Origin of the sequence: Pseudomonas sp. FW305-25 (genome assembly GCF_017351415.1) — a bacterium.
GTDB classification, from domain to species: Bacteria; Pseudomonadota; Gammaproteobacteria; order Pseudomonadales; family Pseudomonadaceae; genus Aquipseudomonas; species Aquipseudomonas chlororaphis.
Window position 1 is genome coordinate 1 of sequence record NZ_JACNDE010000072.1, and the last position, 7,553, is coordinate 7,553.

The following is a 7,553-nucleotide window of genomic DNA, read 5'->3' on the forward strand; positions in this document are numbered from 1 at the left end:
GGTTGATCGCGTCGCCCTTTGTAGGAGCGAGCTTGCTCGCGATTGGCTTTCAAGGCCCACACCCAACCCGGGTCAATGCCCTTGGAGTATATTCGGCACATCACTCCAGCCAACGCAGCCCGCCATGAAACTCGCTCCCGACGACCTCGACCAGATCACCTCCACCACCCTGGGTCACTACAACCAGGTGGCCGAAGATTTCCGCGAAGGCACCCGCGACCACGATGTCAGCCAGAACATCGATGCGCTGCTTCGACATATCCAGGGCACGGCGCCCTTCACCCTGCTGGACTTCGGCTGCGGCCCCGGGCGCGACCTGCAAACCTTCACGCGCCTGGGTCATATCGCGGTCGGCCTCGACGGCTCCGAACGCTTTGCCCAGATGGCCCGGGACGACAGCGGCTGCGAGGTCTGGCAGCAGGACTTCCTCAAGCTCGACCTGCCCGCCGAGCGCTTCGACGGCATCTTCGCCAATGCCGTGCTGTTTCATATCCCCTCACAGGAGCTGCCGCGGGTGCTGCGCCAACTGCACGCCACGCTGAAACCCGGTGGCGTGCTGTTCAGCTCCAACCCACGCGGCGACAACCGCGAAGGCTGGAACGGCGCGCGTTATGGCGCCTACCACGACCTGGCGGCCTGGCAGCAATTGCTCACCGCGGCGGGGTTTGTCGAGCTGGAGCATTACTACCGGCCCGCCGGCCTGCCGCGGGAACAGCAGCCGTGGCTGGCGAGCGTGTGGCGCAAGGTTTGAGCGGTTTGCCAGATAGGCCGTAGCGCCTGGTTCGCGGGCAAGCCTCGCTCCTACGGGGTATTCCAGCGTAGGAGCGAGGCTTGCCCGCGATGGCGTCCTCTCGAACGAGCACAATCTCAAGCCGTGGTTTTCTTCGGCTCCTTGATCTTGTACCAAGCCACATACAACGCCGGCAGGAACAGCAGCGTCAGCAGGGTGGCGACGATGATGCCGCCGATCATGGCGTAGGCCATCGGCCCCCAGAACACTTCCCGAGCGATGGGGATCATGCCCAGGCTGGCCGCCGCGGCGGTCAGCAGGATCGGCCGGCGCCGGTGCTCGGTGGCTTGCACCACCGCGTCCCAGGATGAATGACCGGCGCGCTCGAATTCGTCGATCTGGGTCACCAGGATCACCGAGTTGCGGATGATGATGCCGATCAGCGCGAGAATCCCGAGGATCGCCACAAAGCCCATGGGCGTGCCCGACGGCACCAGCGCCAGGACCACGCCGATCAGCCCCAGGGGCGCGACGCTGGCCACCAGGAACAACTTCTGCACGCTGTGCAGCTGGATCATCAGGAAGGTCGCCATGAGGAACAGCATCAACGGCACCACCTTGGCGATCGGCCCCTGGGCCTTGCCGCTCTCCTCCACCGTGCCGCCGGTGGCCACCGAATACCCCACCGGCAGGCCGGCGGCGAATTTGTCGATATCCGGCTTGAGCAGCCTGACCAGGTCAGTCGGCTGGATCTCATCACGCACCGAGGCCTTGATGGTGATGGTCGGCTTGCGGTCACGGCGCCAGACCAGCGGCTGCTCCAGTTCGTAACGCACGGTGGCGAAGGCCAGCAGCGGAATCGAGGTGCCGTTGGGGTTGACGATCTGCAGGTTCTGCAGGGTTTCCGGGGAACCGCGCTCGCTGTCGTCGGCCCGGCCGACCACGTTGATCAGGTAGATGTCGTCATGCACCTGGGTCACGGTGGAGCCACTGACGATGCTGTTCATCAACTGCGCCACATCCTCCGAAGACAGCCCCAACTGGCGGGCCTTGTCCTGGGCGATGTCGATGCGCAGCACTTTGCCCGGCTCGTTCCAGTCGTAGATGATCTCGCCGATGTGCGCGTTCTTGTCCAGTTCGGTGGCCAGTTCGATGGCGTGCTTGCGCACCTGGTCGATGTCCTTGCCGCTGACCCGGTACTGGATCGGCCGCCCCACCGGCGGGCCCATTTCCAGGGCCTGGACGTAGCTGCCGATGCCGACGAAGTCGTCGCGCAGGCGTTTTTTCAGGCGTTCGGTCAGCGCCGTGCGCGACTCCAGGCCCTTGCTGACGATCACCAGTTGCGCGTAGTAGGGGTTCTGCAATTGCTGGTCCAGCGGCAGGTAGAAACGGATCGCACCTTCGCCGATGTAAGTGCTCCAGCGCACGATGTCCGGGTCGTCCTTGAGGGTCGCCTCCAGGCGATCCACCGCCATGCGGGTCTCGGCGATCGAGGCGTTCTGCGGCAGGTTGAGGTCGACGAGAATCTCCGGCCGGTCCGAGGACGGGAAGAACTGGTTCTGCACGAAGCGCATGCCGACCACCGACAGCACGAACGCCAGGACGGTGATGCCGATGGCCCACCAGCGGTTGCGCATGGCCCACAGCAGGCCGCCGTTGAAGACGCGGCCGATGCGGCCCGGCTCCTCGGAATGGGGCTTCACATGGGTGCTGAGGATATGCACGCCGATCACCGGGGCGAACAGCACGGCGACTATCCACGACACCAGCATGGCCACGGCGATCACCGCGAACAGGGTGAAGGTGTACTCGCCGGCGGAACTGGCGTTGAGGCCGATGGGCACGAAGCCGGCGACCGTTACCAGGGTCCCGGTGAGCATCGGGAAGGCCGTGGAGGTGTAGGCGAAGGTCGCCGCCTGCTCCTTGCTCTCGCCCATCTCCAGGCGCGTGACCATCATCTCCACGGTGATCATCGCGTCGTCCACCAGAAGGCCCAGGGCGATGATCAACGCCCCGAGGGAAATCCGCTGCATGGTGATGCCGCTGTATTCCATGAAGACGAAGACCATCGCCAGCACCAGCGGAATCGAGCACGCCACTACCAGCCCGGCGCGCACGCCCAGGCTGACGAAACTCACCACCAGCACGATCACCACCGCCTCGAACAGCGCGCTGGTAAAGCCGCCGACGGCTTTTTCCACCACCTCGGCCTGGTCCGACACCGTGTGTACGCCCACGCCCACCGGCAGCTCGGCGGTGAGCTGGTCCATCTTGAGGTGCAGGGCCTTGCCGAAGTCCTGGATGTTGCCGCCCTTCTTCATGGCGATCGCCAGGCCGATGGCCGGCTGGCCGTTGAAGCGGAACTGCGGCGTCGAAGGGTCGACGTAGCCGCGGCTGATCTCGGCGATATCCGCCAGGCGATAGAAGCGCTCGTTGAGCCGCAGGTTGACCGTGGCCAGGTCTTTCTCGGAAGCGAACTGCCCCGAGGTGCGCACGGAAATCCGCTCCGGCCCGGCCTCGATCACCCCGGCCGGGGTCACCGCGTTCTGCGATTGCAGGCTCTGCAGGACCTGGCGCTGGTCGATGCCCAGCGCTGCCAGCTTGCGTGTGGAGAAGTTCAGGTAGATGACTTCGTCCTGCTCGCCGACCATCTCCACCTTGCCCAGGTTCGGCACCTCGCGGATCTCGGCGCGCACCTGCTCCACGTAGTCGCGCAGCTGACGCATGCTCAGGCCGTCGGCGGTAAAGGCGTAGACCGAACCGAACACATCACCGAATTCGTCGTTGAACCCCGGCCCTTGCAGACCCTGGGGGAAGTCGCCGCGAATGTCGTTGATCTTCTTGCGCACCTGGTACCAGATCTCGGGGATGTCCTTGGCGCTGGTGGTGTCACGCAGGTTGACGAACACCGTCGACTCGCCGGGGCGGGTGTAGCTTTTCACGTAGTCGAGGGAGTCCAGCTCTTCGAGTTTTTTCTCGATGCGGTCGGTGACCTGCTTGAGGGTTTCCTCCTGGGTCGCGCCCGGCCAGCGGGTCTGGATGACCATGGTCTTGATGGTGAAGGACGGGTCTTCCTCGCGCCCCAGGTTCATGTAGGAGAACACGCCCATCAGCAGGGCGACGAACATCAGGTACCAGATGAACGACTGATGCTTGATGGCCCACTCGGATAAATTGAAGCTCCCTTTTGTGGCCGGCGTCATCGTGGGCTGTCCTCGTCGATTTTGACTTTCTGCCCCGGTTTGAGGCTGTTCACACCGGCGCTCACCACCCGCTCGCCGATTTTGATCCCGCTGCCGATCAATGCCGAATCATGGTCCCGGCTGAACACCGTGACCTCGCGCGGCGCCACGGTCTGCGCCTGCGGGTCGACGATCCAGACCCGGGTCTGGCCGTCCACTTCCTGCAGGGCCGACAGCGGCACCTCGGTGCGCGGGACGATGGCGGAGCTGAGGGTCACGCTGATGGCCGTGCCGAGGCGGAACGCTTCGGGGGTTTCGGTCAGGGTCAGGCGCGAGCGCCGGGTGCGGGTGGCGCTCTGCGCCTGGGGTTCGATTTCACGCACGATGGCGCTGGTGTTGATGCTCGGGTCCAGCTGCAAGGCGACCTTGAACACCACGTCGGCCGGCAACTGGTCCACCAGCGTCGCCGGCAGGTCGATCACCGCTTCCTTGATGTCCGGACGGGCCAGGGTCACCACCTGCTGGCCGGCGCTGACCACCTGGCCGGCCTCGGCATTCCAGGCAGTGACCACGCCGCCATGATCGGTGCGCAGCTCGCTGTAGGCGAGTTGGTCGCGGGCCTGGCTGACCGCGGCCCTGGCCTGGTCCAGGGAGGCGCGAGTGGTCTTCAGGTCGGTCTGGGCGATATCCAGCTGCGCCTGGGCGCCGACGCCACGGTCGAACAATTGCTGCTGGCGCCGGGCGTTGGCCTGGGCATTGATCCATTGCGCCTCGATCCGGGCCAGGTCGCCCTGGGCCGAACGCAACTGGTTCTGCTGGTCGGTGGGGTCGAGGGTGGCGAGCAAGGCGCCCTTGCCCACCTCGGCGCCGACGTCGACATTGCGATTGGCGATACGCCCCGGCACCCGGAAACCGAGGTTGGTTTCATAGCGGGCCTGGATGCTCCCGGCGAACCGCCCGAGGCTTTCCTCGGACTCGGCGCGCACCTCGAACGACAGCACCGGGCGCACCGGCTCGGGCGCTGGTTCTTCCTTGGAGCAGGCGCCCAGCGTCAGGCCGGCGCACAACAGCAGGGACAGGCGCTTCATGGCTGGGCTCCTTGGGTGCCGGTCTCGGCAACGATCTCGACGAGCATCCCCGGGTGCAACAACTGGCCACCGGCGATCACCACTTTTTCACCGCCCTTGAGGCCGTCGCTGATGATCACCTTGCCGGTCTGGTAACGCCCCACCGTGACGGTGTGCAGGGTAGCCTTGCCGTCCTCGCCCACCAGCCATACGGCCGGCTCGTTGAGGTTCTTGGTCAGCGCCGCCCAGGGCAGCTCGACACTGGCCTGGCCGGCCGCGTGGGCGCTGGCGCTGACCACCGAGCCCAGGTCCATGCCCGCCGGCAGGCCGTCGAGGGCCACCTTGACCTGCACCGTGCCGCTCTGCGCCGACACCACCGGGGTGACTTCACGCACCTTGCCGGTGGTCTTGATGTTCGGGTTGTCCAGCAGGCTGACGGTGATCGTGCCTTGCTTCGGCGGGGCCACCAGCAGCGACTCGTAGACGTTGAACACGGCGTCGCGCTCGCCGTCGCGGGCCAGGCTGTAGATCGGCACCGTGGCCTGCACCACCTGGCCGACTTCGGCCTGGCGCGCGGTGATCACCCCCGGAGCATCTGCGATCAGCGCGGTGTAGCTCAGTTGCTCGCGGGCGTTGGCCAGTTGTGCCTGAGCCGCGCTCAGGGCGCTCTGGCTGCTGCGCAGCGCCGCCTGGGCGGCATCGTATTCGCTCTGGCTGGTGTAGCCCTTGGGCAGGAGTTTCTGCTGGCGGACGAAGGCCGCGCTGGTCTGCTTGACCCGCGCCTGCTCGGCGAACACCGAGGCGGCGGCGGAATCGACATTGGTCTGCAGGTCTTTCGGGTCGAGCCGGGCCAGGACCTGTCTGGCCGTGACCCGGTCGCCGACGTCGACCAGGCGCTGGATGATCTTGCCGCCGACGCGGAACGACAACTCGGTCTGCACCCGCGCCTGCACATCGCCGGTCAGGGTCACCTGCGCGGCGAAATCGCGGGTCTGCACTGGCTGCACGCGCACCCGCGGCCGCTCCTTTTCGCTCGGTTTTTCCGCGCCACAACCGCTCAGTAGAGCAGCCAGCATCAAACCCACTATCCACTTCGATTCGAGACCAGCCATGCAGGCTCCTTGGCGCGACGCCATCGTACAGGTGACGATACGACTGTGAGCTTAGAACAGGGTTCCACTGCTGCACGCAAGGGGATCACAAACCCTGTAGCCGCTGCCGCAGGCTGCGATCGAGCGCAACGCGGGCGCTGCTTTGGCAAACGCAGGAAGTCCTGGGGAGCTGTCGCGGCGGCTACACAATCGGCACCAATCAGGCACACTGCGCCTCCATGCACAAGGAGCCCCGGCATGCTCAAGACCCTGGCAGTGGCCAATTACCGCTCGATCAACAAACTGGTGATTCCGCTGCAGCGGCTGAACCTGATCACCGGCCCCAACGGCAGCGGCAAGTCCAACCTGTACAAGGCCCTGCGCCTGCTGGCGGAAACCGCCCAGGGCGGGGTGGTCAACGCGCTGGCCCACGAAGGCGGCCTGGACTCGACCTTCTGGGCCGGGCCGGAGCAGATCAGCCGGCGCATGAGCCGTGGCGAGGTGGCGATCCAGGGCGGGCCACGCAAAACCGTCAAGCGCCTGCAACTGGGCTTTGCCGGCGAGGACTTCGGTTACTCGATCGGCCTGGGGCTGCCGGACTCCAGCGGCCATTTCATGCTGCCCGGGCACAGCACACCGATTCCGTCGCGCTTCACCCTCGACCCGCGGATCAAGCGCGAGAGTATCTGGAGCGGGCCGGCGTATCGCCCGGCCAGCGTGCTGGTGGATCGCCAGGGGCCGATGGTGCGGGCACGCCAGGGGTGGCAGTGGGAAGTCCTGGCGCAGCACACCTCCAGCGGCGACAGCCTGTTCGACCAGGTCGGCAACCTGCGTTCATCGCCCGAGGTCCTGCATTTGCGCGAGCAGATTCGTGGCTGGCGTTTTTACGATCACTTCCGTACCGACAGCCAGGCCCCCGCGCGCCGGCCACAGCTGGGCACGCGCACGCCGGTGCTGCACCACGACGGCCGCGACCTGGCGGCGGCGTTGCAGACCATCATCGAAGTGGGCGATCAGCAAGCGCTGCGCGAAACCATCAGCGACGCCTTTCCGGGTTCGCGGCTGGAGATTGATGCGGTGCCGGGCGGGCTGTTCGGCGTGCAGTTCTATCAGGACGGTTTGCTGCGGCCGCTGTCGGCGGCGGAGCTGTCGGACGGCACCCTGCGCTACCTGCTGCTGGTCGCCGCCCTGCTGACGCCACGGCCACCGACGCTGATGGTACTCAACGAACCGGAAACCAGCCTGCACCCGGACCTGCTGCCGGCCTTGGCGCGCCTGATCATTCGCGCCTCGCAGCAGTGCCAGGTGTGGGTGGTCTCCCATGCCAGCCGGTTGATCGCGGCGTTGCAGCAACACCCGGAGTGCAACTGCATCGTGCTGGAGAAAAATTTCGGCCAGACCGAAATCGTCGGCCAGGGGATGCTCGATGAACCGGCGTGGTATTGGCCGGATTGAGCGGCCTCAAAAACATCGCGGGCAAGCT

General features: G+C 66.0%; 5 protein-coding genes. 2 read left to right on the forward strand and 3 right to left on the reverse strand.

Annotated elements, in window-relative coordinates; genetic code table 11:
* The first annotated feature begins 124 nt into the window (after nt 1-124).
* Entirely contained in the window at nt 125-751 is a 627-nt protein-coding gene (locus J4E58_RS31645) for a bifunctional 2-polyprenyl-6-hydroxyphenol methylase/3-demethylubiquinol 3-O-methyltransferase UbiG (RefSeq protein WP_007925320.1), read from the forward strand.
* A 116-nt stretch (nt 752-867) separates the two neighbouring features.
* Here the strand turns inward: J4E58_RS31645 and J4E58_RS31650 are convergent, their stop codons facing one another.
* From J4E58_RS31650 to J4E58_RS31660, 3 genes are read right to left on the reverse strand one after another with little or no spacing between them, the layout of a single operon-like run.
* A complete protein-coding gene (locus J4E58_RS31650) occupies nt 868-3,933 on the reverse strand; it encodes an efflux RND transporter permease subunit (RefSeq protein ID WP_087092971.1) in 3,066 nt (1,021 codons plus the stop codon).
* Nucleotides 3,930-5,000, reverse strand: coding sequence for an efflux RND transporter periplasmic adaptor subunit (locus tag J4E58_RS31655; protein WP_007925323.1), 1,071 nt, complete (start codon nt 4,998-5,000; stop codon nt 3,930-3,932). Before J4E58_RS31655 ends, J4E58_RS31650 begins: the two co-directional genes overlap by 4 nt.
* Nucleotides 4,997-6,091, reverse strand: a complete 1,095-nt coding sequence (locus tag J4E58_RS31660; protein ID WP_087092973.1) for an efflux RND transporter periplasmic adaptor subunit — start codon at nt 6,089-6,091, stop codon at nt 4,997-4,999. The genes J4E58_RS31655 and J4E58_RS31660 overlap by 4 nt, the downstream gene beginning before the upstream one ends.
* A gap of 237 nt (nt 6,092-6,328) precedes the next feature.
* On the opposite strand from J4E58_RS31660, the gene J4E58_RS31665 reads away from it, so the two are divergent.
* Entirely contained in the window at nt 6,329-7,525 is a 1,197-nt protein-coding gene (locus J4E58_RS31665) for an AAA family ATPase (protein ID WP_087092975.1), read from the forward strand.
* Nucleotides 7,526-7,553: the final 28 nt, after the last annotated feature.

What these genes read in the sequence shown, in the direction of transcription:
- J4E58_RS31645 (WP_007925320.1), top strand. Translation starts at nt 125, where the DNA reads ATGAAACTCGCTCCCGACGACCTCGACCAGATCACCTCCACCACCCTG.
- J4E58_RS31650 (WP_087092971.1), bottom strand. Translation starts at nt 3,933, where the DNA reads ATGACGCCGGCCACAAAAGGGAGCTTCAATTTATCCGAGTGGGCCATC.
- J4E58_RS31655 (WP_007925323.1), bottom strand. Translation starts at nt 5,000, where the DNA reads ATGAAGCGCCTGTCCCTGCTGTTGTGCGCCGGCCTGACGCTGGGCGCC.
- J4E58_RS31660 (WP_087092973.1), bottom strand. Translation starts at nt 6,091, where the DNA reads ATGGCTGGTCTCGAATCGAAGTGGATAGTGGGTTTGATGCTGGCTGCT.
- J4E58_RS31665 (WP_087092975.1), top strand. Translation starts at nt 6,329, where the DNA reads ATGCTCAAGACCCTGGCAGTGGCCAATTACCGCTCGATCAACAAACTG.